This window comes from Paenibacillus cremeus (assembly GCF_007786445.1).
GTDB classification, from domain to species: domain Bacteria; phylum Bacillota; class Bacilli; order Paenibacillales; family NBRC-103111; genus Paenibacillus_G; species Paenibacillus_G cremeus.
Genome location: NZ_VNJI01000025.1, coordinates 67,805 through 89,527 on the forward strand (window position 1 = coordinate 67,805; position 21,723 = coordinate 89,527).

Annotated in this window: 23 protein-coding genes and 2 tRNA genes; 18 read left to right on the forward strand and 7 right to left on the reverse strand. The window is 53.5% G+C overall.

Translation table 11 applies throughout. The features are described from left to right. Nucleotides 1–93 precede the first annotated feature (93 nt). Together FPZ49_RS19635 and FPZ49_RS19640 are read left to right on the forward strand one after the other, a co-directional pair. Nucleotides 94–399 carry a hypothetical protein gene (locus FPZ49_RS19635; RefSeq protein ID WP_144850073.1) on the forward strand — a complete coding sequence of 102 codons (306 nt, stop codon included), beginning with the start codon at nucleotides 94–96 and terminating at the stop codon, nucleotides 397–399. A 26-nt stretch (nucleotides 400–425) separates the two neighbouring features. Continuing rightward, nucleotides 426–812 (forward strand): hypothetical protein, encoded by a 387-nt coding sequence (locus FPZ49_RS19640; protein WP_144850075.1) that lies wholly within the window; start codon nucleotides 426–428, stop codon nucleotides 810–812. Here the strand turns inward: FPZ49_RS19640 and FPZ49_RS19645 are convergent. Further along, nucleotides 735–1,784 (reverse strand): YkvI family membrane protein, encoded by a 1,050-nt coding sequence (locus FPZ49_RS19645; RefSeq protein ID WP_144850134.1) that lies wholly within the window; start codon nucleotides 1,782–1,784, stop codon nucleotides 735–737. The genes FPZ49_RS19640 and FPZ49_RS19645 overlap by 78 nt on opposite strands. A 198-nt stretch (nucleotides 1,785–1,982) precedes the next feature. On the opposite strand from FPZ49_RS19645, the gene FPZ49_RS19650 reads away from it, so the two are divergent. Continuing rightward, the gene (locus FPZ49_RS19650) at nucleotides 1,983–2,597 is read left to right on the forward strand and encodes a DedA family protein (RefSeq protein ID WP_144850077.1); all 615 of its coding nucleotides are present in this window, start codon (nucleotides 1,983–1,985) and stop codon (nucleotides 2,595–2,597) included. Between the two features lie 53 nt (nucleotides 2,598–2,650). On the opposite strand, the gene FPZ49_RS19655 is transcribed toward FPZ49_RS19650, so the two are convergent. Then, complete coding sequence (locus tag FPZ49_RS19655) at nucleotides 2,651–3,361, reverse strand: DUF4309 domain-containing protein (protein ID WP_144850136.1); 711 nt, start codon at nucleotides 3,359–3,361, stop codon at nucleotides 2,651–2,653. A 317-nt stretch (nucleotides 3,362–3,678) separates the two neighbouring features. On the opposite strand from FPZ49_RS19655, the gene FPZ49_RS19660 reads away from it, so the two are divergent. The 5 genes from FPZ49_RS19660 (at nucleotide 3,679) to FPZ49_RS19680 (ending at nucleotide 6,033) form a co-directional block, all read left to right on the forward strand. Continuing rightward, nucleotides 3,679–4,248, forward strand: a complete 570-nt coding sequence (locus FPZ49_RS19660) for a xanthine phosphoribosyltransferase (protein WP_144850138.1) — start codon at nucleotides 3,679–3,681, stop codon at nucleotides 4,246–4,248. Between the two features lie 114 nt (nucleotides 4,249–4,362). Next, entirely contained in the window at nucleotides 4,363–4,686 is a 324-nt protein-coding gene (locus tag FPZ49_RS19665; protein ID WP_144850079.1) for a hypothetical protein, read from the forward strand. Between the two features lie 147 nt (nucleotides 4,687–4,833). Continuing rightward, complete coding sequence (locus tag FPZ49_RS19670; RefSeq protein ID WP_144850081.1) at nucleotides 4,834–5,061, forward strand: hypothetical protein; 228 nt, start codon at nucleotides 4,834–4,836, stop codon at nucleotides 5,059–5,061. After that, the gene (locus tag FPZ49_RS19675) at nucleotides 5,058–5,765 is read left to right on the forward strand and encodes an adenosylcobinamide amidohydrolase (RefSeq protein ID WP_144850083.1); all 708 of its coding nucleotides are present in this window, start codon (nucleotides 5,058–5,060) and stop codon (nucleotides 5,763–5,765) included. Before FPZ49_RS19670 ends, FPZ49_RS19675 begins: the two co-directional genes overlap by 4 nt. A gap of 40 nt (nucleotides 5,766–5,805) precedes the next feature. Continuing rightward, on the forward strand, nucleotides 5,806–6,033 hold the full coding sequence (locus tag FPZ49_RS19680) for a hypothetical protein (protein WP_144850085.1): 228 nt from the start codon (nucleotides 5,806–5,808) through the stop codon (nucleotides 6,031–6,033). A gap of 17 nt (nucleotides 6,034–6,050) precedes the next feature. Here FPZ49_RS19680 and FPZ49_RS19685 read toward each other — a convergent pair whose 3' ends face one another. Next, nucleotides 6,051–6,275, reverse strand: a complete 225-nt coding sequence (locus tag FPZ49_RS19685) for a hypothetical protein (protein WP_144850087.1) — start codon at nucleotides 6,273–6,275, stop codon at nucleotides 6,051–6,053. A gap of 309 nt (nucleotides 6,276–6,584) precedes the next feature. Between FPZ49_RS19685 and FPZ49_RS19690 the strand changes: the two genes are divergently transcribed. The 8 genes from FPZ49_RS19690 (at nucleotide 6,585) to FPZ49_RS19725 (ending at nucleotide 14,132) form a co-directional block, all read left to right on the forward strand. After that, nucleotides 6,585–6,668 (forward strand) — tRNA-Leu (locus FPZ49_RS19690). Nucleotides 6,669–6,810: 142 nt separating this feature from the next. Continuing rightward, entirely contained in the window at nucleotides 6,811–7,518 is a 708-nt protein-coding gene (locus tag FPZ49_RS19695) for a response regulator transcription factor (protein WP_144850089.1), read from the forward strand. Between the two features lie 160 nt (nucleotides 7,519–7,678). Further along, nucleotides 7,679–9,376 carry a methyl-accepting chemotaxis protein gene (locus FPZ49_RS19700; protein WP_144850091.1) on the forward strand — a complete coding sequence of 566 codons (1,698 nt, stop codon included), beginning with the start codon at nucleotides 7,679–7,681 and terminating at the stop codon, nucleotides 9,374–9,376. A 111-nt stretch (nucleotides 9,377–9,487) separates the two neighbouring features. After that, nucleotides 9,488–11,059 (forward strand): methyl-accepting chemotaxis protein, encoded by a 1,572-nt coding sequence (locus FPZ49_RS19705; RefSeq protein WP_144850092.1) that lies wholly within the window; start codon nucleotides 9,488–9,490, stop codon nucleotides 11,057–11,059. Between the two features lie 85 nt (nucleotides 11,060–11,144). Next, nucleotides 11,145–11,228 (forward strand) — tRNA-Leu (locus tag FPZ49_RS19710). Nucleotides 11,229–11,379: 151 nt separating this feature from the next. Then, entirely contained in the window at nucleotides 11,380–11,874 is a 495-nt protein-coding gene (locus FPZ49_RS19715) for a GNAT family N-acetyltransferase (RefSeq protein WP_144850094.1), read from the forward strand. Nucleotides 11,875–12,090: 216 nt separating this feature from the next. Continuing rightward, nucleotides 12,091–13,800 carry an arginine--tRNA ligase gene (gene argS, locus FPZ49_RS19720; RefSeq protein ID WP_144850096.1) on the forward strand — a complete coding sequence of 570 codons (1,710 nt, stop codon included), beginning with the start codon at nucleotides 12,091–12,093 and terminating at the stop codon, nucleotides 13,798–13,800. Nucleotides 13,801–13,934: 134 nt separating this feature from the next. Beyond that, nucleotides 13,935–14,132 carry a YqzE family protein gene (locus tag FPZ49_RS19725; RefSeq protein WP_144850098.1) on the forward strand — a complete coding sequence of 66 codons (198 nt, stop codon included), beginning with the start codon at nucleotides 13,935–13,937 and terminating at the stop codon, nucleotides 14,130–14,132. 148 nt (nucleotides 14,133–14,280) lie between these two features. Here FPZ49_RS19725 and FPZ49_RS19730 read toward each other — a convergent pair whose 3' ends face one another. The 3 genes from FPZ49_RS19730 to FPZ49_RS19740 form a co-directional block, all read right to left on the reverse strand. Then, nucleotides 14,281–15,234 (reverse strand): hypothetical protein, encoded by a 954-nt coding sequence (locus FPZ49_RS19730; protein ID WP_144850100.1) that lies wholly within the window; start codon nucleotides 15,232–15,234, stop codon nucleotides 14,281–14,283. Nucleotides 15,235–15,374: 140 nt separating this feature from the next. After that, the gene (locus FPZ49_RS19735) at nucleotides 15,375–16,436 is read right to left on the reverse strand and encodes a YqhG family protein (protein WP_144850102.1); all 1,062 of its coding nucleotides are present in this window, start codon (nucleotides 16,434–16,436) and stop codon (nucleotides 15,375–15,377) included. Nucleotides 16,437–16,439: 3 nt separating this feature from the next. Then, a complete protein-coding gene (locus FPZ49_RS19740; RefSeq protein ID WP_144850104.1) occupies nucleotides 16,440–18,248 on the reverse strand; it encodes a DEAD/DEAH box helicase in 1,809 nt (602 codons plus the stop codon). Between the two features lie 154 nt (nucleotides 18,249–18,402). Between FPZ49_RS19740 and FPZ49_RS19745 the strand changes: the two genes are divergently transcribed. After that, complete coding sequence (locus tag FPZ49_RS19745) at nucleotides 18,403–19,536, forward strand: hypothetical protein (protein ID WP_144850106.1); 1,134 nt, start codon at nucleotides 18,403–18,405, stop codon at nucleotides 19,534–19,536. A 19-nt stretch (nucleotides 19,537–19,555) separates the two neighbouring features. Beyond that, nucleotides 19,556–20,401, forward strand: coding sequence for a lipoate--protein ligase family protein (locus FPZ49_RS19750; RefSeq protein ID WP_144850108.1), 846 nt, complete (start codon nucleotides 19,556–19,558; stop codon nucleotides 20,399–20,401). 36 nt (nucleotides 20,402–20,437) lie between these two features. Here the strand turns inward: FPZ49_RS19750 and dat are convergent, their stop codons facing one another. Beyond that, complete coding sequence (dat, locus tag FPZ49_RS19755) at nucleotides 20,438–21,280, reverse strand: D-amino-acid transaminase (RefSeq protein ID WP_186445927.1); 843 nt, start codon at nucleotides 21,278–21,280, stop codon at nucleotides 20,438–20,440. Nucleotides 21,281–21,723 lie beyond the last annotated feature (443 nt).

A 21,723-nucleotide genomic window follows, 5' to 3' on the forward strand; every position in this document is an offset into this window, starting at 1 on the left:
CCATTGCTTTTTTTAGAGTATATCGAATACTATAAAGATATTACAAGCGTATACACAGCAAAAAGAGATAGATCTGATTAGGGGGGACCGCCTGTGGAGCCTGAACAGCGCACACCACGCGAAATTACATATCAGGTCGGTTGGAAGCGGGGCAAAATCGTCTCCAGCCGGGACAACACCGACGGCACGGCCGACAGGCAAGAGACAGGAAGTGCGATTTCTACGCAGGAGCAGCCGGCGGGACCGATTTCGGCGGCTCAGCAGTGGAATGAGACGACGATTTGGAAGGAGGCGCCATTCCTATCAGGGAGGGTGCTGCAGATCCTCGCTTGGGGGACTCCGGCCGTTTTGTTTCTGCTCTTCGTTTGGATGGTCTACTGGCTTGCCCGGTTCCATTAATTTCTTAACTTTATGAGGTGCTTCTTATGATGACACTGCTTGCCATACTCGGCGGCTTGATCGGACTGGCAGTAACCGCGTCGGCGGTTTTATTTGCCTGGTCTTTGTATTCACAGCGCAAGCCTGAAGCTTCCACGCTGCTTCGGTGGACGTTTTTCGACTATGCGCTGTTCGCTTTATTTATGATCGGCAGCTTATTCTTATTCACCGATCTGATCGCCGTGCTGCGCGATTCGGAGTCGTATCCGCCTTACCATTACGGCTACTTGCTGTGCGGCTTTATCTTCACGTTCGCCGGAATGGTCATGATGGCGCTGCGGCTTGCGGTAACCGTCTCAATGGGGCGAGCGGCCGGAGCCGCTTCGATGCCAAACCATCAGCACGAGCCAAGCCAGGCTGAACAAGCCGAATAACGGATAGAGGGAAGAGATCAGCGTTTTGAAGCCAAATTGGCTGATCGCATAGCTCAGAAGCAGCAGAATCGGTACGATAATGCGGTAGCTCATTCGGAGCCGCTGCTCGATTTGCAGGGCCAGCCCGTAGACGTCAGCAAGCAGCGTGGTGAAAATTTCGCCGTAGATCACCAGCACGAACAAGAACTGAAGCAGCGTGCCGATCCGGCGCAGGACGTGGGCCATGGGGATATCGAATTGGTCGATGCCCGGCATTTGAGCGGATAGGGCAAAATGGCCGGCAATCAGCATGATGCCGATGCATAACCCGCCGATCACCCCGCCCCAGATTAGTACCGTGCGATCCTTGACTTGAGCCCCAAGCGGAACGAGCACCGCCTGTGCCATTGCGAGATTGAATGCGGCATAAAGAAACGGGGAGAACCAGATGCGCGCTATGGATTGATCCGATTTCAGCTGCAGCCAATTATCTGCGCCGGGAGATCCCCAGGTATGCCAGACGATGAGTATGCTGAACAACGCCATTAAGGGGACTACAATCGTATTGACGGCCAGAATGGCGTCCATGCCTCGATTCAGCAGCATATAAGCGAGGATCAAGGTAATCAATAGTCCCGCCTGATAGGGGACATGGAGCTGCTCGGCGAACACCGATCCGCCTCCGGCCAGCATCACTGTCGAGACGCCAAACAGGGTGACGAGCGTAAACAAGCTGACCCAGCTGCCGATTCGCTTGCCGAACAGCAGGTTGTTCAAATCCTCGTAGGATTTCGCATCGAGGCGGCTGGCGATCAGCATTAGCTTCACGCCGAGCCAAACGAACAGAACGGTCGCTGCGCCGATCGTAAAGGTGGCCAGCGCCCCATAGCGGGTAAAAAACTGCAGGATTTCTTGTCCCGTAGCAAAACCGGCGCCGACGACCGTGCCGACGTATGTGAAGCTGACCTGCAGAATGCTGCCCCATTTTTTAATCATGTGCCAGCGCGTCCCCTTCCTTATATATCCATAATGACCGGTATTTTAGGGTGGTTCTGTACAACGTATGAAAATTGTCCAAGCGTCATGCCTTTTTTGTGCGCAGGAATTCTGATACAATGAGATGGCGTTTGTTTTTTTATCTGGTCCTATGACCAATATCCTATCGCAAATATTTCGCTGGAGCGTGTCGCAGTGGAGCAACTTCTTGAGCTCATTGATCAATATGGCTATATCGCACTTTACGGTCTGCTGGCGCTGGGCATTGTCGGATTGCCGGTGCCGGATGAAATTTTGATGACCACCGTAGGCTCGCTAACTGTGGGCGAGAACCCGCTGCTAAGCTTTTGCACATCCTTTCTTGTCAGCTTCGGCGGGGCGATGACCGGCATGCTGGTTAGTTATTTTTTAGGCAAAAAAGTAGGCAAGCCCTTCCTGTACAAGTTCGGAAAATGGGTGAAGCTGACACCGGAGCGCCTAGCGATAGCGGAAGGCTGGTTTAAAAAATACGGCTTATGGACTGTCGCCTTCGGCTACTATGTCCCTGGAATCCGTCACTTTACCTGCTATCTCGCAGGAGTTAGCAATGTGAGCTTCTGGCGGTACTTGCTTTATGCGGGCAGCGGGGCGCTGGTGTGGGCGGCGACGTTCCTTACGCTCGGTCATGTGATCGGTGTGAATGCGCCGGCGATCATGGAGATGGTGCATCATTACATGGGGCTTAGCGTTTCGATCCTTGCTGTCATTGTCGCCATTGTACTGTATGGGTACTGGCGGTACCGCAAACGCCGCCGTTCCTGCAGCATCTAGCAAATAAAGCGAAATAAAAAAACCTCGATCCGAATGGAAACGAGGTTTTTGGCTTACTCCGCAAACAGCTTAATGGAGTTGACTTTTTGCGTCTTGGGATCGATGTCGAGCTTGAGCAGGGCCCCAGATGCTTTGTATGTAAGCACGAGGCTCGTGTTGCCGTCCGGCTTGCCCAGCGCCTTGGTGACGTCCGCTACCGGGTCGCCTAGCTTCAAGCCGTTCAATCCAGGGTCGATGTCATGGCTCCGTACATCTACGAATTGCAGCTGATTTTGCTTGTTGAAGCCGACCTGAAAGTCTGAGTAATTGTATACCGTAATGGGATCCGCATCATCATCCATCACGAAGGTGTCTTTGGGCTCTCCCAGCTTCGCTTTGATCTCGCTTAAGTCCGTCTTCAGCGTCAGCCCGAGCAGCGTCGGCTTCGCTTGCGTGTATGGCGCTGAAATCTCCAGCTTCGGCTTGGCGCCTGTGCTTCGCTTCGGATCGCTGCCGCTGGGGGCATCCGGGGCTTTGACCGCGGAGTCGCTGCTGGCGAGCGCCACTTTATCGTTCTGAGGTCCCGGCGGTGTCACCGGAGCAGGAACCGTGCTCTCGACCGGCTTCACTGCTGTCTGAGGTGTCGGTTGGACCACAGCCGTCTCCGGCAGTTGGGTCTTGACGGGCTCGACAGGCCCCGCTTGTTTATGTTGACACCCTGCGGTGAAAATCATCACGACCACAGCAACGGACAAGAAACCAATGAAGCTTCTCCTTCTGTTCATCATTAACTTCCTTTCCGTTCAATACTTATAGCACTACTTATCATACATGGAAGGCTGCCGCTTCTTCAAAGACCAAAAATGACCAAATCCACGCAAATTTTATGAAAATAACTCGTTATCATTTTCATAAGCTTGTTTTCATTCCGGGAGGCCTAGTTTCACGCTCTTATCTTCCCTATAGTTATTTAGACGGATAAAACGGAATAAAGTTGCGGAATTTTTTGGAAATCCTTAAAATATGGTACTTGAAACCTGCTTCAACGATATGATAAGTTTACGGAAAAAGGTTTTTCGAATAGGGGAAAGGCGTGGAAGCGATGGAACTGTTGAAGCAAAGAATAAGAGAGATTGGCACGGTAGTTTCGGGCGAGGTCATTAAGCTGGATGCCATCTTGAATCATGCCGTAGATCCGGCGCTGACAACGGCGATGGGGAAGGAATTTGCACGCCTGTACCGGGAAGAACGGGTTACGAAAGTTTTGACGATCGAATCGTCCGGTATTCCCATCGCATTCGCGGTAGCGCAGGAGCTGAACGTGCCGATGGTTTTCGCCCGCCGGAAAAAAACGCTGAATATGGACACGGATACTTACAGTGAGCGCGTGCCGTCGTTTACCAAAGGAATCGTTACCGATATTATGGTGTCCAAAGAATTTTTGAACGAGACGGACCGCGTCGTGCTGATCGACGATTTTATTGCTAATGGAGATGCAGCCAGAGGGCTGATCCGGATCATTCGCCGTTCTGGTGCCACCCTGCTCGGGCTCGGCATTGCGGTAGAAAAGTCGTTCCAAGCGGGCGGCCGAACCATTCGCGAAGCGGGCATCCGGGTGGAATCGCTTGTTAAGATTGCCTCGCTGGCAAACGGTCAAATCGAGTTTGAATAGCAAGATTTGCATCCTTCCCTAGGTTGGCGTTTTCCTTTATAATGGACCCATGGGATAAGGAACACGCGCGGCAGAAAAGCTGCTTCGGTGTAATTCATGAGGAGGTGCGCTGCTATGGGGAAAGAAATTCCGGCAGATTTTTTCGTAACCAAACTGAACGAGGCTAAAGTTCACTTTGAACGTGCCCTTGATTGTAAGCATACAGAGTTTGACGATCTGTATCCCTATATGATTGAGCATCCTCAATTTTTCTGGTACAAGAGATATGTAGCTTGGTCCGAGCTGCTTACGATCGTAAAGCTTTGCAATGAGCTGGAGATCAGCTGGCAGGAGCAGTTTTCACATCAGCAGGCAGAGTACATTCAGAAGCGGGTTATGTCCAGCAAGGTGCTTGACTATTGGTTTGAAACGAACGACTCCAAAGAGCACGTCGGTTAATTGTCTGCATAGATCGAGATGAGCCTGCTCCGTCAGCGATGACCGGACCGGGCTCTTTTTTGTACGCCGCTTGGTTTATTGTAGCCTTCAAATAAGGTATAGTTGTAGCAAGAGATGACTGGAAAAAGGTAAGGGAGGCAGAGCAGCATGATTACGGATGAGCAGCTGGATCAATATCGCATTGATGGGACGTTCCTGCGGGTTGTTCGGGATGCAGACCGCGCCAATGATGTACGGGGCTATGTCGTAGCCTGGGATGACCAGACGGTCATGATTCGCAAGCGCAGCAGACGGGTCGTCAAGCTGGACCGCAGCTATCTATATGAGCCTTATGAGGAGCCAAGAACGCAGCTATGGCTTGAGGAGGAGGAATGATTGACGGCTTGAGCGAGCAGCTTATTGATCAGGGGTGGCAAAGCTACTTCTTGATTCGATCCGAGCGGCCGCTTCGCACCTTGAACTCCTCCATGTGGGGCGAGGGCTTTGGCATGCACCGGCTGCTCATGAATCGGCAGGTGGACAAGCGGTACATGTCGGACGACCCGCTGGCCGAAATGCATGCCTTTATGGCTGCGCACGAGATTTCACCGGATGAGACGGCTGCGCTCCTAACCTCGGCGTTTTTGCAGGATCGCGCTTTTGAGGAGCTCCGTTTGGAGGATGGCACCCGCGTATGCTGCTGGGTTACAGCGGGGCTGAGCAATAAAGCGCGGGCAGGGAAAACGCAGGAGATCGCCAAGCTGTATCCGGGGACCATCAACACGATTCTTGTGATCGACGGTCAGCTGACCGATGCGGCGTTCGTGAATGCTGTCATCACGGCGACGGAGGCCAAAACGGCCGCGCTGCAGGATTTGAACGTGACCTTGGCCGAGGGAGAGCCTCATGCCACAGGAACAACGACGGATGCGGTGCTAATGGCTGCGACCCAGCGCGGTACCGCGTTCCGCTATGCCGGGACAGCAACGCAGCTAGGCTATGCGATCGGACGTACGGTATACGTAGCGACGACGAGGTCAGCCGCCGCTTATTTTGCCCGCATGAACACGGATGAACTCCACAAAGTAGGGAAAGCTTAACGAATGAAGCCATTTTAGGCCGTCGAGGGAGAGATTCGAAGTGAAGTCCAAGCAAGCTGCTCAGGAGCAGGAGAATTATGTGATGCTGGAAAAAAATTATGTTCTACGGCTAAAGCGTTTGCCGGATGGGGTAGAGGGCGATGTGATTATGCTCGATGCCAAAAAGCCCGGTCAAGCCACGCATCTGTTTGACGCTCCGAAGCAATCGTCCGTAGATGAGCTCAGCGCTTGGGCCAGGCAGGCATTAGAGGCTTTTAGAGAGGGCTGAAGGCTGAGCAGGCAAGCTTAATCGCGCCAAAAGGCCGAGATCAGCATCAAGAGGCCGAACGTCGCCAGCAAGCTGACGAGCACGAAGACAAGCCCGCCGAGTAGGAGCAGCATGCCCGGGAATACGAAAGCGATAATGACCGCCAGTCCAATCACCCAGAAGAATGCTTTGACCGTAAGCTTGAGCAGCGTCCAAAGCAGCAGCGCCAAGAGCGCCCCCCCAATAATTTGCAGCAGAATCATGTGAGACACCTCCTCGTTGCCAACAGTATATGGTCAAGGCTACCAAAGGATGACTCCTTGCAAGGATCCGTCATAGCGCAGCTTGTATCCGCATACAATGGTTGTTACTCAGGTGCGTAAGAGAGGAGCTTGATGTCCGATGAAGGAAGGCTCTGCTTTGAAGGGGACGGTCTTTGGGGTATTGTTTACGCTTCCATTGTGGGCCCTGATCATTTGGCTCATTTACGGTTTGGTGAGATGAAAAAAGGTTTGACTTCATGCTTAAGAGATGATATATTATTTCTTGTCTCATTAAGAGACTTCAGATTTGCGTTCGTGGCGGAATTGGCAGACGCGCTAGATTCAGGTTCTAGTGGGGTAACAGCCGTGGAGGTTCGAGTCCTCTCGAGCGCATCGATCAAGACAGACAGGGGTTTCAACCGAATAGGTTGAGGCCCTTGTTTTTTTATGGCCTTCTCTTCTGGACAAAAGAAGGAAATTTTCGCATTTTGTCGAAACTAAATAGTATAACTACAAGATTACGGGAATGGTTGCTATGAACAATCTCATTCACATTTTAATCGTTGACGATGATCCGGACATTGCCCAGCTAATTGCGCACAGCTTAAAGTCGGAAGGTTATCAAATCACCGTCTGCCACAGTGGGAAAGAAGCGCTCGTGCTGATGCGGAATCATGCCGAGTATACGCTGCTCATCTTGGATATTGTGATGCCGGAGATCGACGGACTCGAGGTGTGCCGCCAAATTCGTGCGCAGTTCGAAGGTCCGATCGTGCTGCTGAGCGGGAAGGATCGCGAGCTGGATAAGGTGATTGGTCTGGAAATCGGAGCGGATGATTACGTCACGAAGCCGTTCATGATCGGCGAGCTGGTCTCGCGGATTAAAGCACATTTGCGCCGGGAGCAGCGCAGTGCACAGCGGCGAAGCAGCGCTAGCGGCATTTTGTCGTTCCAGCACCTGTTGATCAATAAAAACACGTTTGAAGTATATAAGAATGCGGAACGGGTACTGCTGACCACGAAGGAATTTCAAATTCTCGTCTATTTGGCTGAAAGCCGGGGGCGGGTGTTGTCCAGAGAACAGATTTATGACGCCATCTGGGGCAACTGGGAGTTTGGAGATTTGAATACAGTAACCGTCCACATCAAAAACCTGCGGGACAAGCTCGACCCAGGAAATAAATATATTAAGACCGTGTGGGGCGCCGGCTACAAATTTACCGGAGATAGTCCAACTTCATAACCTTTGCTTAGGAGATCCAATCGTTTGCGGCAGGCAGCGTGCGGGCTCTTTTTTTTGTTTTTTTATTGATTTTAGATTTCTTTATATTTGGCTTATTGTTTTCTAACATCTTCACGTTATACTGCTAGTATCTTCATATATAGGACTGGAGGACTAGCTTATGATGAAAAAAATGACGATCCGGACCAAACTGATTCTCGGGATTTCGACCATTGTGTTGCTGTTTGCGGCTTCTTTTCTTGTCAGTCTGTTTCTGCAAAAGCAGCGCACCGAATTAAGCAGTGAAATTGCCTTTCATCGCAATATTCTCAGCCATCTGCAATCGTTAAGCGAAACGGCGATCCGAGTCGACGATTATGGCTCTTACTACATGCTGGAAGGCGATGGCAAGCAAACGAAATATTTTGACAAGTATTCAGCAGCGCTGAAGAGCATGCTGGAGGAAGCGGAGGCTGTGAAGCAAATGCAGCTGGATCCGGAGCAAGTGAAGACGTTTGCAGATTTTGAAGCCGATTGGAGCAAGTATCAAAAGGGCAACGAGGACATTTTCAGGCAATACCGCAGCGGCGATATACAGAAGGCGCAGAAGGACTATGCGAATGTGCCTTTTGACAATACGATTCAAATTCTACGCAAGGTGACCGGACAGCTGCAAGCGGACATCGAGGCTTTGGAGAACAGCTCCGAGGCGAAGGAGAAGCTGGCGTCAACGCTGAACATGTGGATTATTGTCGCGGCTACTGTGATCGGGATTGGCTTTGCTCTGCTGCTCGCAAGGCGCATTACCGCACCGATCTTAGTTGTGAACCGGCAATTAAAAGAGATCGCCGAGGGGGAAGGGGATTTGACGCGGCGCATTACCGTCCGGTCGAATGACGAAATCGGGGATTTAGCGGATTCGTTCAATCAAATGATGGGCAAGCTGCAGCGGTTGATTCGCGAGGTCGCACAGCACGCCAAGCAAGTAGCGGAATCGTCGCTGACTTTAAGAGAAAGCTCTATGCAAACCAGCTCAGCATCGGAGCACATTGCAGAAACATGTCAAGAAGCGGCAACTGGAGCGGAGAAGCAGGCGGCTGGCGTATCCAGCGGGACGATCATGATGAATGAAATGGCCAAGGCGGTCCTGGAAATCGCGGGCAATGCCCAGAACGCCACCGTCAATGCGATGGATTCGTCCAAGCAGGCCAAATCCGGTAATGAGTCTATACAAACGGCGATTGGACGGATGAATTCCATTCAGAGCACTGTGGCCAGCTTGGATGTGTCGGTCCGTGGGCTGGGAATGCGCTCGCAGGAGATCGGGCAGATTGTCACGGTCATTACGGGGCTTGCTGCCCAGACGAATTTGCTTGCGCTTAATGCGACCATTGAAGCGGCGCGTGCCGGAGAAGCGGGGCGAGGGTTTGCGGTGGTGGCCTCGGAGGTACGTAAGCTAGCGGATCAATCCAATCAATCGGCCGAGCAGATCGCTGAGCTGATCCAATCGATTCAAGCGGATACCCAGCATGCGATCATCGCTATGAAGGCCGGGTCGGACGAAGTCGAAGCAGGTAGCCAGGAGATCCGTAAAGCCGGTGAAGCGTTCGGGCAGATCATGCTAGCGATCGATCAAGTGGCGGGAAGCATCGAGGAGGTTTCCGCTGCGACCGAACAGATGGCGGCCAGCACGGATGAAGTCGTGAATACGCTCAATCACATCACGATTCTTTCACAGGAAGCGGCATCGGGCACGCAAAATATTTCGGCGGCAACCGAGGAGCAGCTGGCTTCTATGGAAGAAATTACAGCTACATCCAGCACCTTGTTGAGCTTAGCGGAAGAGCTGCAGGATCTGGTATCAAAATTTAAAGTTTAGACAAGAATCGGCTGATATGGTTTTTAAGGAGGATATCAACTTTTTGCAGTAATGGGACAGACGAGGACAAGGTTAGGGGTAGGGCGAAATACATAAAGGGGGGATCGGGTAATGGTATCAGTTGGCAAAAAATTGGTTGTTGGATTCTCACTTATGATTTTGATCGTGGCTATTGTGGGCGGACTGGGTATTAACCGGATGATGGTCATGAATGACCGAACGAATCTGATTACGACAAGCTGGATGCCCGGCGTGGAATCGATTAATGAGCTGAATTATATCACGGAGCATATTTTAACTCTTTCCTTACGGCATTTGAACAGCAAAGACCGGGCGGAAGCCTCGGAGATCGAGAAACAGCGCAAAGACGCTGCCTCCAAAATCAAGACGGTGCTGGACGACTACGAGGCGACGATCTACTTGCCGGAGGACCGCAAAAATTTCGACGAGTTAAAGCGGAAATGGACTGTGTTTGTGAACGGGAATGACATGACCCTTCAAGCCAGCCAGCAAAATGAAACGGCCAAAGCCGCTCAGCTGTTTAATGACGATATTAAGCGATTTAACGATATGCAAATTAACCTGGATTTCCTGGTCAAGCTGAATCACGATGGGGCGATCCAATCCGGGCATGATGCGAATCGCGCATTTTCCTCTGGGCTGACCATCAGCATCGTATGCATCGTCGCAGGCATCTTGCTAGGTGTTGGGATCGCCTTAGGACTTACGCGAATGATTACCAAGCCGCTCGGACAAGTGAATGCCGCAGTGAAGGAGATCGCTCAAGGCAATCTGAGCATTCCTCCACTGGAGGTACGCTCGAAGGATGAGCTAGGTCAAGTGTCGGAGGCCGTCAACCAGATGATCGTCAGTCTCCGCGGCGTCATTGAGAAGGTGCTGTACTCCGCGCAAAATGTAGCGGCATCCTCGGAACAAATTTCCGCCAGCACGCAGGAAATCGCGGCCGGCAGTGAGGGCCAGTCCGAGAGCGCGAAGGACTTGAAGGAACTGTTCACGGAGCTCAACATCGTGATTAATTCGGTGGCGGCCAGCGCGAGCGATGCGGCGGAGCTGTCCGATGAGACGGTCCGGATCGCTAAAGAAGGCGCCCTCACGGTAGCTGGCTCGATCGAGGGCATGAATCTGGTGAATCAGCAGATGCTGCGGTTGGAGCAGGATTCGAACCAAATCGGCGAAATCATCATTATGATCGACGATATCGCGGAGCAGACGAATTTGCTGGCCTTGAACGCAGCGATTGAAGCGGCAAGAGCGGGCGAGCAGGGGCGCGGCTTCGCCGTCGTGGCCGACGAAGTGCGCAAGCTGGCGGAGCGCAGCACGGAGGCAACGAAGCAGATCACTTCGATTATAAAAGAGATGCAGACCAGCACACGGGAGAGTGTCCAGTCCGTGGCGGATAGTGTCGTGAAGACGCAGCAGACGGGAGAAACGTTCAGCCGCATTGCCGCCAAGATTGAACAATCGGCCAAGCGGATTACCGATATTGCGGCGGCGAGCGAGGAGCAGGCAGCTCAAACCTCGCAAGTGCTGAACTCGGTAGAAACGATCGCCGACGCAAGCCAAGAATCTGCGGCGGCCTCCGTACAAACCGCCAGCTCTTCGCAATCGCTTGCCGAGCTGGCTGAGATGATGAACCGTACGGTCTCGGTGTTCCGAGTATAAATGTAGTTGCCCGGCCTTTGCTGCCGGGTTTATTTTTTCTTTACATTTTCCGATAGGGGGTATATAATAACGAAGTCGCCAACATGCGGTCGTGGCGGAATTGGCAGACGCGCTAGATTCAGGTTCTAGTGGTGTAACAGCCGTGGAGGTTCGAGTCCTCTCGACCGCATTCTATATGTACAAGTCATCCCCTACGGTAGCGAAGGGGATTTTTTATATGCTCTGCAGGGCTGCTTTTTACATTGATTTCATCAAATTTGTGGGCTATGATGAGAAGCATACATATCAACAACATACTTCCTGGGGAGAGTGCACAAGAGATGGACAAGCCTCACATTCGGATCGCGGTCAAAGAAGATCTTCCTTCCATTGTGGATATTTATAATGAAGCGGTGCTCAATTCCGTTGCAACGTTCGATACGGTACCACGTACGCTGGAGCAGCAGGAGCAGTGGTTCGAGCAGCATGGCGAAGCTTATCCGGTGATCGTGGCCGAGCAGGACGGGAATGTGATCGGCTGGGCGTCGGTGAACCGCTATTCGGATCGACTGGCGTATGCACAAACGGCGGAGCTTTCGCTATATATCAAGGACGGCCATCGCGGCAAAGGACTAGGCAAGAGGATGCTGGAGCGGATGCTGGCTGAAGGGAAGGCGGCGGGGCTGCATACCGTGCTGTCGAGAATTACGGAAGGCAACGACAACAGCATTCATTTGCACCGCTTGTTCGGATTCGATACGGTAGGGACGATGCGTCAGGTTGGAACGAAATTCGGACGGCTGCTGGATGTTGTTCTGATGCAAAAAATATTGTAAGCGCGTTGAAGAAGGTCTCACTTTGAGGAGGGAGTTCCCTAATGGGGCCTGCCTTGACTCGTTTTTCCGTGGCCGATATAATGGAAGGTATGTAATGACTGGCATTTCAAGCTTTAGCTGACATCAGGGGCACCCCGTCCGGGGTGCTTTATTGCATGTGGCAGGCTGGGCTGGGGACTTGGGAGCAGTCGAAGGACGAAAGGGGTTCAAAGGGTAATGAATTATAAATTATGGCTGGCCGAGCAGCTGGCAACGCAGCTAGAAGGCGTAGAAATGGACGCAATCGCGGAGCTGATCGAATATCCGCCGAATCCGCAGATGGGCGACTTGTCGCTGCCGTGCTTCAAATTGAGCAAGCAGCTGCGCAAAGCGCCGCAAGCGATCGCAGAAGAGCTCAAGTCCAAATTTCAAGGGCATTCCGCGATTGAGCGGGTGGACGCGGTATCGGGGTATTTTAACGTCTATTTAAATCCGGCGCAATTCGCTTCAGATATTGTCACCGAAGTGCTCACGAAGGGCGACCGCTACGGCTCGCAAACGATCGGCCAAGGCCGCAGCGTAGTCATCGACTTCTCGTCGCCGAATATCGCGAAGACGTTCCACATCGGACATTTGCGTTCGACGGTGATCGGGAATGCGTTGTACAAAATTTTTGAATTCTTGGGCTACAAAAGCGTCGGAGTCAACCATCTGGGTGACTGGGGAACGCAATTCGGCAAGCTGATCGTAGCGTACAAGCTGTGGGGCAATAAAGACGCCATCGAAGCGGAAGGCATTGATGAGCTGCAGCGCATTTACGTAAAGTTCCACGACGAGTCGGATGTGAAGCCGGAGCTCGAGGATGAAGCGCGTGCTTGGTTCGTGAAGCTGGAGCAGGGCGACGCCGAGGCGCATGAGCTGTGGCGCTGGTTCGTGGACATCAGCTTGAAGGAATTCCACAAGATGTACGATTTGCTGAATGTGAAGTTTGACTCCTATGCTGGGGAAAGCTTCTATAATGATAAAATGGCCGCGGTGCTGGACGAGCTGAAGGCGAAGCAGATGCTGGAGGAAGACCAAGGCGCTCTGCTTGTACGCCTCGACGACTACAACATGCCTCCGGCCCTGATGGTGAAAAAAGATGGCGGCACGCTGTACCACACCCGTGACGTTACAGCGGCGATTTACCGGAAGAACACCTATGATTTTGAAAAAGCGGTGTACGTGACCGATGCGGGGCAAAGCTTGCACTTTAATCAATGGTTCAAGGTCATCGAGCTGATGGGCTACGACTGGGCGAAGCAGCTCCAGCATGTACCGTTTGGTAAAGTGTCCTTGGAAGGCGCCAAGCTGTCTACTCGTAAGGGCAACGTCATCCATCTGGAAGAGCTGCTGGGCAAAGCGATCGAGAAGACGCGCGAAATTATCGAAGAGAAAAATCCGAACATGGAGAACAAGGATGAAGTGGCTCGTCAAGTTGGCGTTGGCGCGATCATTTTCAATGATCTGAGCAATAACCGGATCAAGGATATCGTGTTCTCGTGGGAGGAAGCGCTCAACTTTGAGGGTGAAACCGGACCGTACGTGCAGTACACCCATGCGAGAGCGTGCAGCGTGCTGCGTAAAGCCGGTGTCGATCACGCGGCGTTGGATGCGGCGGCTGTGAAGGCGGAGCATTTGACCAATCCGGAAGCGCAAGGCGTCGTCCGCGAGCTGTACCTGTTCAAGGAGCGGGTGGAGCAGGCGATGCACAAGCTGGAGCCGTCCATCGTCAGCCGTTACTTGGTGGATTTGGCGCAGAGCTTCAACCGCTTTTATCATGAGTGCCCGATCTTGGTGGACGATGAAGCGGTTCGCGGGGCGCGTCTGGCGCTCGTACGGAGCGTGACCATCACGCTGAAGAACGGTCTGGCTCTGATCGGACTGGATGCACCGGAGAAAATTTAATCGTAAGTCGAATCACCTGCTGCTGCTTGATGGACGTATGTTCCTAAAGCGGTGGCGGGTGATTTTTTTGTGGCGGCAGGGTTTGAGGTTTGGATGCCTTGGCTATACTGTAGACTGGAGGTTGATCACTTCATATGGCCAAGAGCGACGAATTGGTAAAATTTTTAACCCAGCAGGTCGTGAAGTATATCGAGACGCCAAAAGATGTACGAAAGCAAGTCAGGGCCGGCCGGAGAGAAGTCCGGGAGCGGTGGAGCACCCGTTGGTTCGGGATGCTGCCGCTGGCGCTGCGCATGTGGTATGACCGAGTGTTGCGGAGAAAAGCGAAATAAATAAAAAAAGGAAAAGCTTCTTGTTCCAAGGCGATGGCGGATAGACGCATGTGCCTTCGGCGATGGGAAGCTTTTCTATATACGCTGTTCCAGCCTGATTGCAACTCAGGCTGGAACAGCGCTGGGAAGAGAGGAGAAAAACCGTAGGTTAAGGGTAAAATCCGCCCAGTGCTGCCAAGGGCTCGTAAGGGAGGTAGCGGTCGTCGTCCTGAAGCACTTGAACGAATAGATCGCCTCCGGACCAGGCCTGATAGCCGGTGACGGTGAGCGGTAATGTGACGCTGCCTTGAAATAGCTCCGCCGAGTAAATCGGCTGGCTGGTGGTGGAGTCGTTAATCCACTGCTTAAGCTTTGCCTGCGTCATGTTCGCCTCGGGCTTGCCTTGGACCCAGGGCAGGCGCTGAGAAGCAGCGGCAGCTGTTGTTTGTCCGGTTGCTGCTATTGTATGCGACGAATCGGTATTGGTGAACGGTTTCATATCTTCGGTTGCCGGAAGGTCCGGAAAATGGCTGCTGTCCTTGAACGGAAGCTCTTCTCCGGTTTTGGCGTCCAAGTACCATTCCCTGTCCGCGCCGTCGACGGTGATTTTCCACACCGCTTGAAGGGGATCGTAATAGAGCCGCTGGGCTTGATAAGAATAATCCATGAGTTCCAGCTGCACCAAGCTGCGGTACAGCGTTTGCAAGCTGTATAACGGAAATTCGCCCTTGCCGTATTCGGAAAGGCGATACGTATCTGGTCCTGCGGCATGCAGCACCATGTAGCCTGCTTCTTTTCCGCCGACCGTTATCAGGATAACCCAGCCATGTGTGCCAGGACCGAGCGCGTAGCTGCTCCACGTCCCCTGCTTCCAGCCTTCAAAGCCCTTCTGAGCAGACAGCTCGCGGAAAAACTTGTCCACTGCTGCTTGAAGCGACGGGGACACGATCTCTTTGGTTGGCGTGACGGGAGGGGGCGAATCTTGCGCCGGCTGATTGGCGGTTCGTAAGACGCTTGCTACTTGATCTCCTGTCGGCTGCACGGCGGCCGTAGACAGCGGTGCGGCAAAGCATAGACTCGTACACAGCAGCAGTGTGACCGCGACGATCGTCAGCTTGTTCATTCATTCACCTGCTTCCTATATGCGCGTGCCGGGTGGAATATGCCTTCATTTTATAAGATTTCCTTTAAGAAGTTTGTTAGAACCTGTAGTCTGCCTTGAAAAAGTTTTCCCGTAAAACCGGAGCGGTTCGCGGTCTTTCGTCAGGTCATTGGCCCGTTCGCCTGTGGAAAATGAAACAAACCGCAGTTGATGACGGATATTTGAACGCGGGGGCGGTATTGCCACTCCACTTCCTGCTTTCGTCCCTCGTATTGCGCTTCGATCTCAGGTCTGGTTTCCGGATCGGCGGATTGGAGCAGCGCTTCGTAGTAATCCCGCACGCGCAGAAGCTCATCCTCAAGCCGCAGCTGCGCCTCCTGCGCCCAGCGATGATCGTAGGCCCCCAGCTTTTGCTCCACATACTCCTCCAGGAACAGCACCGCACGGGGGAGGGCAATCCGGTCCGGTGTGACGTACACATGGACCGGCAGCCGCGGCGTCATCCGCTTGGGCAGCACGCTCTCGTGGAACCGCTCGCGGATTTCGCCGGTTTGCAGATGAATGCCGAGCGAATGAATTTCGCTGCGCTTCATGTCGCAGATCAGCTCCACCTTGTAATTGACGCCCAGCCAGGTTTCATACGGGATCGTCTGGGTCTGGTACCGCGGCAGCTCCTGCGCATGCTGCTCGAACAAGCGCACGAAGCGGCCCTTGGCCCGCACGGCGCTGAAGATCTGCTCGAGCCGCCGGCTGCCGAAGGTGACCTCATCCCGCGGCACGCGCGCGGTAAAGGCGGTCGGCACGAAGCCAAAGTAGCGGCCGAGGATGCTGTCGCTCTGCGGCTGCGGCTGCTCCGGGCTGCCGGAAGCAGAAGCAGGGGGAGCCGCTGCATCTGCGCTAGCAGCGCCTTGCGGCGGAGCGGGTACGGCTCCTGCACCGGGCGGTGCGGCGGTGCTCACGCCCGGCTGCGGACCTCCCGGCTGTCCGTGCGGCTGCAGCTCCCGGTACTGCTCCGGGTCGAAAATGAACGTGCACGTCATCGTCTCAGGCGGCGCGCCGGTCCGCTCAACGAAGCTCCAGTAGTACGGCCGGTAGTTCAGATCTTTATCCGCCGAAACGGACAGCTTCACGGTGAGATAGGAAGGATGCTTCTCCAGAATGTCGCAGCGCTCGGCTTCCAAATATTGCAGCACATAGCGGTGGATTTCCTCGGTGTTCATCATGGCTTAAGTCTGCGCCTCCTCACTGAGATAGTCCGCATCGTGGATGGTTTGTCCTACGGCGTTCAGCACCGTTTGCAGCCGGCCGTTTTCCTGTGCCTCTTGCTCGACCTCGGACTTGACCATCGTGAAGGAGCGCCCCAAATCCTCAAGCTGATCGCGGATCTCATCCTGGCTGCGAGAAGCCAAGATCAGCTTCGCCAGATGTGACTCGAGCGACGTTTTTTTCTCGAAACGCTCCAGGATCGTATCCAGCTCCCCGATGACGAGCTCGAACATATTGATTTTTTCATGCAGCAGCGACAAAATGTACTCCTCAATCGTCCCTTGGGTAGACAAATTATAAATTTTTACGTCCTCTTGCTGTCCCAGCCGATGAACGCGCCCGATCCGCTGCTCCACCCGCATTGGATTCCAAGGTAAGTCGAAGTTGATCATGTGGTGGCAAAATTGCAGATTGATCCCCTCGCCGCCGGCCTCTGTCGCCACAAGCACCTGCGCCCGGTTGCGGAACAGGTCCATCATCCAGTCTTTTTTTCCGCGGTTCATGCCGCCCCGGTAGGGCACTGCCGTAATTTTATGCTCCTTCAAATAATTAAGCAGGTATTCTTGGGATGCCCGGTACTCGGTGAAAATGATCACCTTATCGTCGATCTCGCGCACGAGCTCCATTGTTTTCTCTGCTTTGGTATTCGCTTTGATGCCGCGAATCAGCTCCACCAGCTCCCAAATTTTTGGGCGAAGGGGGGAGTCCTCGGCGGTTTTTTTGAACAAATTCACCAGGGTGATAAACACGGCATCCCGGCTGGAGCATACCTCGCGCTGCAGCGTTACGAGCGACAGAATGCTTCCGATATCGCCCCCGGCTTCCTCGTAGCGGCCTTTGACAAAGTCGGTCACGCCGTCGTACAACGCCTGCTCATCGCTGGAGAGCGTAAGCGGGATGTTGCGGACGATCCGCTTCGTGAAGCTAACGTTGCCGTCGCTGCGCCGGTTGCGGATCATGACCTTGGACAGCTCCTGCTGCAGCTGCTCCTCGTTTTTCGGGATGCGCTTGTCAACCACAAAGTTGGCCTGGAAGCTGCCTTGCCCGCCCAGATGGCCCGGCTTGAGCAGTGTGATCAGGTTGTACAGCTCTTTGAGATCGTTCTGCACTGGCGTGGCGGTTAGCAGCAGGCAATATTTTTTGCGCAGCTCGTTAATGAACTGGTAGTTGGTCGTTTTCTTGTTCTTCAGCTTATGCGCTTCGTCGATGATCAGCATGTCGTATTCCAGGCCAAGCACGATTTCACGATGGGGATCACGCTTCGCCGTATCCATGGAGGCGACGACGATGTCATTTTGCACCCACATGTATTCTTTTTTCTGCGCCACGGCGGAGATGCCGAATTTCTGGTTCAGCTCGCGTACCCACTGCAGCACCAGCGAAGCGGGTACGAGAATGAGCACCTTTTTCACGAGGCCTCGAATAATGTATTCTTTAAGGATGAGCCCCGCTTCGATTGTCTTCCCAAGTCCGACCTCGTCGGCCAGAATGGCTCGGCCCCGCATCTCGGTCAGCACCTTCTTGGCGGTGTCCAGCTGATGCTGCATCGGTACAAGACCCTGCAGGTGAGTCAGGCATAACAGCTCGTCGAAGCTGCGGATCAGTCCCGTCTGTTCGGCCTCGTAGGCGAGACGGTACATCGACCAGTCGTCCCAAGGGCCATTGCGCTGCGTTTTGGCGTGCAGGTCCTCGAACCATTCCCGTTCAAAATGGGCCTGAACATGCTCATTCAGCGACCGCACGTGTTCTTTTTGCTCGTTTAGTTGCATGGTGTCACGCGCCCCTCTTCATGTTGCAGCGGGTCCGACGTCCTCTCCGCCACAACTTTTACTAGGCAACTCATAGAGTTAAAATTTAGTATGCTCAAATGACGGGCTTTCAAACCAATGGTTGATGCATTATGATGTAAGGAAGCGTCTATTCGTGAAAAGTGTTATGATCAGCCAGATTCAGAAAGGTAGATGGACGATGAGGTTAATCTCAGGCTTCATGAAAGCTGGGATGGCTTTGCTTCTGCTGCTGGGGCTTGGTGCGGGGTGCTCCTGGACCCACAAGGCGACACCGGTCGATCCGGAAGCGACGCAATCGATCGATGTGACCGGGGATCTGCTCGTGGCCAGCGATTATCAGGTGTTCAGCATCGGCAGCAAGTCGAAGCATGCGAAGGAAGTGCTGCAAACGGTACAGCCCATCAGCTCAATCAGCTACACCACCGACCATGCAGTGATTACGGTGTTCAATCCGAGCGATCCGAAGGCGTTTCGCGGCTTTTATTTGCGGGACAGGAACGGGGACAGCTACGTGCAATATGCCACGCCTCAGATGGCGCCCAAGTTCAGCTATGTGCAGGGCGATCTGATGTTTTTGGCGTCCGCGGAGAAGACGATGCAGAAGGATGGGGAATACTCGAAGGCCGGCATTTATCAGCTGAAGGAGCATAAGTGGGTGAAGGAGTGGCAGGTGCCCGGCGGCATTGAGGACGTGATCGGAAGCGGGAAGGATGTTTATTTCGTCACTTCTAATAATACGTCAACCAGCTCCAATATTTATAAAGTTGATCTGCTGACGGGCGAATGGGGCCCCATGATTCAGGCGGCGCGGCGTTACCCGCTCGACCAAACGGCGCTCGACACGAACGGTGACCTGTATCTGATGATTTCCCAGCGCAATAAAAGCGAGTGGTCCAACAAAATATACCGGTGGAATCCCCAGCAGGTGCCTTACGAGCTGGCGAATAATTTCGTGAGCAATACGCGGCCGTTTTCCTATACGATGAAGGCGCTGCAAGGCAAGCTGCTCATCGCCCGTTACGACCGGAGCGGCAATAATCCGGATCTGGATAAGCCGCTGTCGCTGTTGGATCTGAAGAGCCGCAAGCAGGTGCATCTGGCTTGGGAGCATCAGCCGGTGGCGCTGGACCGGACGGCAGACGAGTTTGTGGCGCTGGGCGAAGACGGGGCGCTGGCGTTTCTGACGCCGAATGCGACGGAGAAGCCGGAGCGCGAGCTGATCATTCCGGAGCTGGCGTCCGGGCGCTGGATTAGCGTGAAAAAATAAAGGCGGTGTTATTAGCAGCATGAAACAACAGTGGAGATTTATCCATTCGGGGTATTGTTCCCCGGAGGTGAATATGGCAGTGGATGAAGCGATCTTGACGGCGCATAGTGAGGGCAAGGTGCCTCCGACGGTGCGCTTCTATGGCTGGGATCCGGCGACGCTGTCGATCGGCTATTTTCAGAAGGCGCTGGAGGAAGTGGACTTCGACGCGCTGAAGCGGGAGGGCATCGGCTTTGTCCGCCGGGCGACCGGAGGGAGAGCTGTGCTGCACGACCAGGAGCTGACCTACAGCATGATCGTCTCTGAGAGCTATCCGGGCATCCCGCGGAGTGTAACGGAGGCGTACCGCGTGCTTAGCGAAGGGCTGCTGCTGGGCTTCCGCAAGCTGGGGCTGGCGGCCGATATGGTGCAGCTCGAGAGCGAAGAGGAAAAAACGAAGTACGCGTCCGTTGGCTCGGCAGCCTGCTTTGACTCGCCGTCCTGGTACGAGCTGGTGGTAGAAGGACGCAAGGTCGCGGGCAGCGCGCAAACGCGGCAAAAGGGCGTTGTGCTGCAGCACGGCTCGATTCTGCTCGATTTGGACGCGGATCAGCTGTTCCGGCTGCTGAAGTTTTCGAGCGAGCGGATTATGGAGCGGATGAAGCAGTCGTTTTTGAAAAAGGCGGTGGCGATCAACGACATTCTACGCAGCTTGGAGCAGCCGGTCGTCGGGTTGAGTGAGGTGGAAGCGTCGTTTCGCGCAGGGATTGCGGAGGGCCTCGGAATTGAGCTGGTGCAGGGAGAGCTGACGTCTTATGAAGTGGAGCTGGCGAAGCAGCTGGCAGCGGAAAAGTACGGCAGCGAGGAATGGAACCTTCGGAGATGAGCGGCGGCTCTCTCCGAAGGTTTTTTTCTGTTTTGTCTATTTTGATGGAATCGTTGCTTCAAAAGCGGTTTGAAGTTGGCGGGTGAGCGGGCCTGGCTTGCCGCTGCCGATGGCCTTACCGTCAATTTGGATAACCGGAGTCACTTCGGCGGTCGTGCTTGTAATGAACACTTCATCTGCGTTCAGCAGCTCATCGACCGTGAAGGCCGCTTCTTCCAGCTGGATGCCCTCTTGCTTGGCCAGCCGCAGCACAACTAAACGCGTAATGCCATGCAAAATCAGGTTATTTGCCGGATGCGTCTTGATGACGTTGTTTTTGACGATCATGACGTTCGAGGAGCTGCTCTCCGTCACGGTCCCGCTGCGATGAAAAATGACGTCTCCGGCGCCCTGGTCCATTGCGTGCTGCTTCGCCATCACGTTCGGGAGCAGGTTAAGCGTCTTAAGGTCGCAGCGCAGCCAGCGGATGTCGTCAGTCGTCACCGCGGTTATGCCTTCCTCTAGCGTGGCGACAGGGCGTTGGTATGACGTCGTGTAGGCCATCAGGATCGGCTCGGCCGAGGCCGGGAATGGATGCGAACGCGGCGCCGCGCCTCTCGTGATTTGCATATATACGCTGCCTTCGTGGAGCTCGTTCACTTGAATAAGCTTCTCGAGCTGGGCAGACAGCTCGTCCTCGGTAAACGGGAGCGGGATGCGAAGAGCTTCGGCCGTCCTTGTCAGCCGGGCAAAGTGTGGCCCTGCCTCGTACAGCTTGCCGTTATAGACGCGGATGACCTCATAAAGACCATCACCGAAGTAGTAGCCCCTGTCCTCCGGAGAGATGTGCAGTGCTTCTTTGGCAACGAACTCGTTTTGATATAAGTAAATTTGCGTCATGGATATGTATAGCCTCCTTCAAAAATGATCAAGATAAGTACGAACAAACGTTTGTGTTTTGCTTCTGGTTATGCTATGCTGTTATTAGACTATCAATGGATGTATCGAATGTCAAAGCATCTGAAGGACCGGGAACGGGGTTTGTATTTCAATGGGTCTTTTGGCGTATGTTCTATAGTTCTTTAGTTGTGTTATTGAACGAATTTTGTCGAATAAAAGTCAAGCCGCACAAAGTGAAAAAGAGAGATTAATAGAGCAAATCGTAGCTATTGGCACCCAAGCTTGATTTAATTGCCGAAATTCGCAATCAATCCGATAGATACACAATATATTGTATTGTATAATGAATTTCGCATACCAGATATTGTGATTATTATCCCCATGGAGAAACCCTCTGAAGACGTGAGAATCGGCTTGTCACCGCAGCGTTTAAGGCAATTGCC

Bases quoted from the DNA above. Each gene is read 5' to 3' on its own strand.
- FPZ49_RS19640 (WP_144850075.1), top strand. From the start codon at position 426: ATGATGACACTGCTTGCCATACTCGGCGGCTTGATCGGACTGGCAGTA.
- FPZ49_RS19655 (WP_144850136.1), bottom strand. From the start codon at position 3,361: ATGAACAGAAGGAGAAGCTTCATTGGTTTCTTGTCCGTTGCTGTGGTC.
- FPZ49_RS19660 (WP_144850138.1), top strand. From the start codon at position 3,679: ATGGAACTGTTGAAGCAAAGAATAAGAGAGATTGGCACGGTAGTTTCG.
- FPZ49_RS19665 (WP_144850079.1), top strand. From the start codon at position 4,363: ATGGGGAAAGAAATTCCGGCAGATTTTTTCGTAACCAAACTGAACGAG.
- FPZ49_RS19670 (WP_144850081.1), top strand. From the start codon at position 4,834: ATGATTACGGATGAGCAGCTGGATCAATATCGCATTGATGGGACGTTC.
- FPZ49_RS19675 (WP_144850083.1), top strand. From the start codon at position 5,058: ATGATTGACGGCTTGAGCGAGCAGCTTATTGATCAGGGGTGGCAAAGC.
- FPZ49_RS19685 (WP_144850087.1), bottom strand. From the start codon at position 6,275: ATGATTCTGCTGCAAATTATTGGGGGGGCGCTCTTGGCGCTGCTGCTT.
- FPZ49_RS19695 (WP_144850089.1), top strand. From the start codon at position 6,811: ATGAACAATCTCATTCACATTTTAATCGTTGACGATGATCCGGACATT.
- FPZ49_RS19700 (WP_144850091.1), top strand. From the start codon at position 7,679: ATGATGAAAAAAATGACGATCCGGACCAAACTGATTCTCGGGATTTCG.
- FPZ49_RS19705 (WP_144850092.1), top strand. From the start codon at position 9,488: ATGGTATCAGTTGGCAAAAAATTGGTTGTTGGATTCTCACTTATGATT.
- FPZ49_RS19715 (WP_144850094.1), top strand. From the start codon at position 11,380: ATGGACAAGCCTCACATTCGGATCGCGGTCAAAGAAGATCTTCCTTCC.
- argS (WP_144850096.1), top strand. From the start codon at position 12,091: ATGAATTATAAATTATGGCTGGCCGAGCAGCTGGCAACGCAGCTAGAA.
- FPZ49_RS19725 (WP_144850098.1), top strand. From the start codon at position 13,935: ATGGCCAAGAGCGACGAATTGGTAAAATTTTTAACCCAGCAGGTCGTG.
- FPZ49_RS19730 (WP_144850100.1), bottom strand. From the start codon at position 15,234: ATGAACAAGCTGACGATCGTCGCGGTCACACTGCTGCTGTGTACGAGT.
- FPZ49_RS19735 (WP_144850102.1), bottom strand. From the start codon at position 16,436: ATGATGAACACCGAGGAAATCCACCGCTATGTGCTGCAATATTTGGAA.
- FPZ49_RS19740 (WP_144850104.1), bottom strand. From the start codon at position 18,248: ATGCAACTAAACGAGCAAAAAGAACACGTGCGGTCGCTGAATGAGCAT.
- FPZ49_RS19750 (WP_144850108.1), top strand. From the start codon at position 19,556: ATGAAACAACAGTGGAGATTTATCCATTCGGGGTATTGTTCCCCGGAG.
- dat (WP_186445927.1), bottom strand. From the start codon at position 21,280: ATGACGCAAATTTACTTATATCAAAACGAGTTCGTTGCCAAAGAAGCA.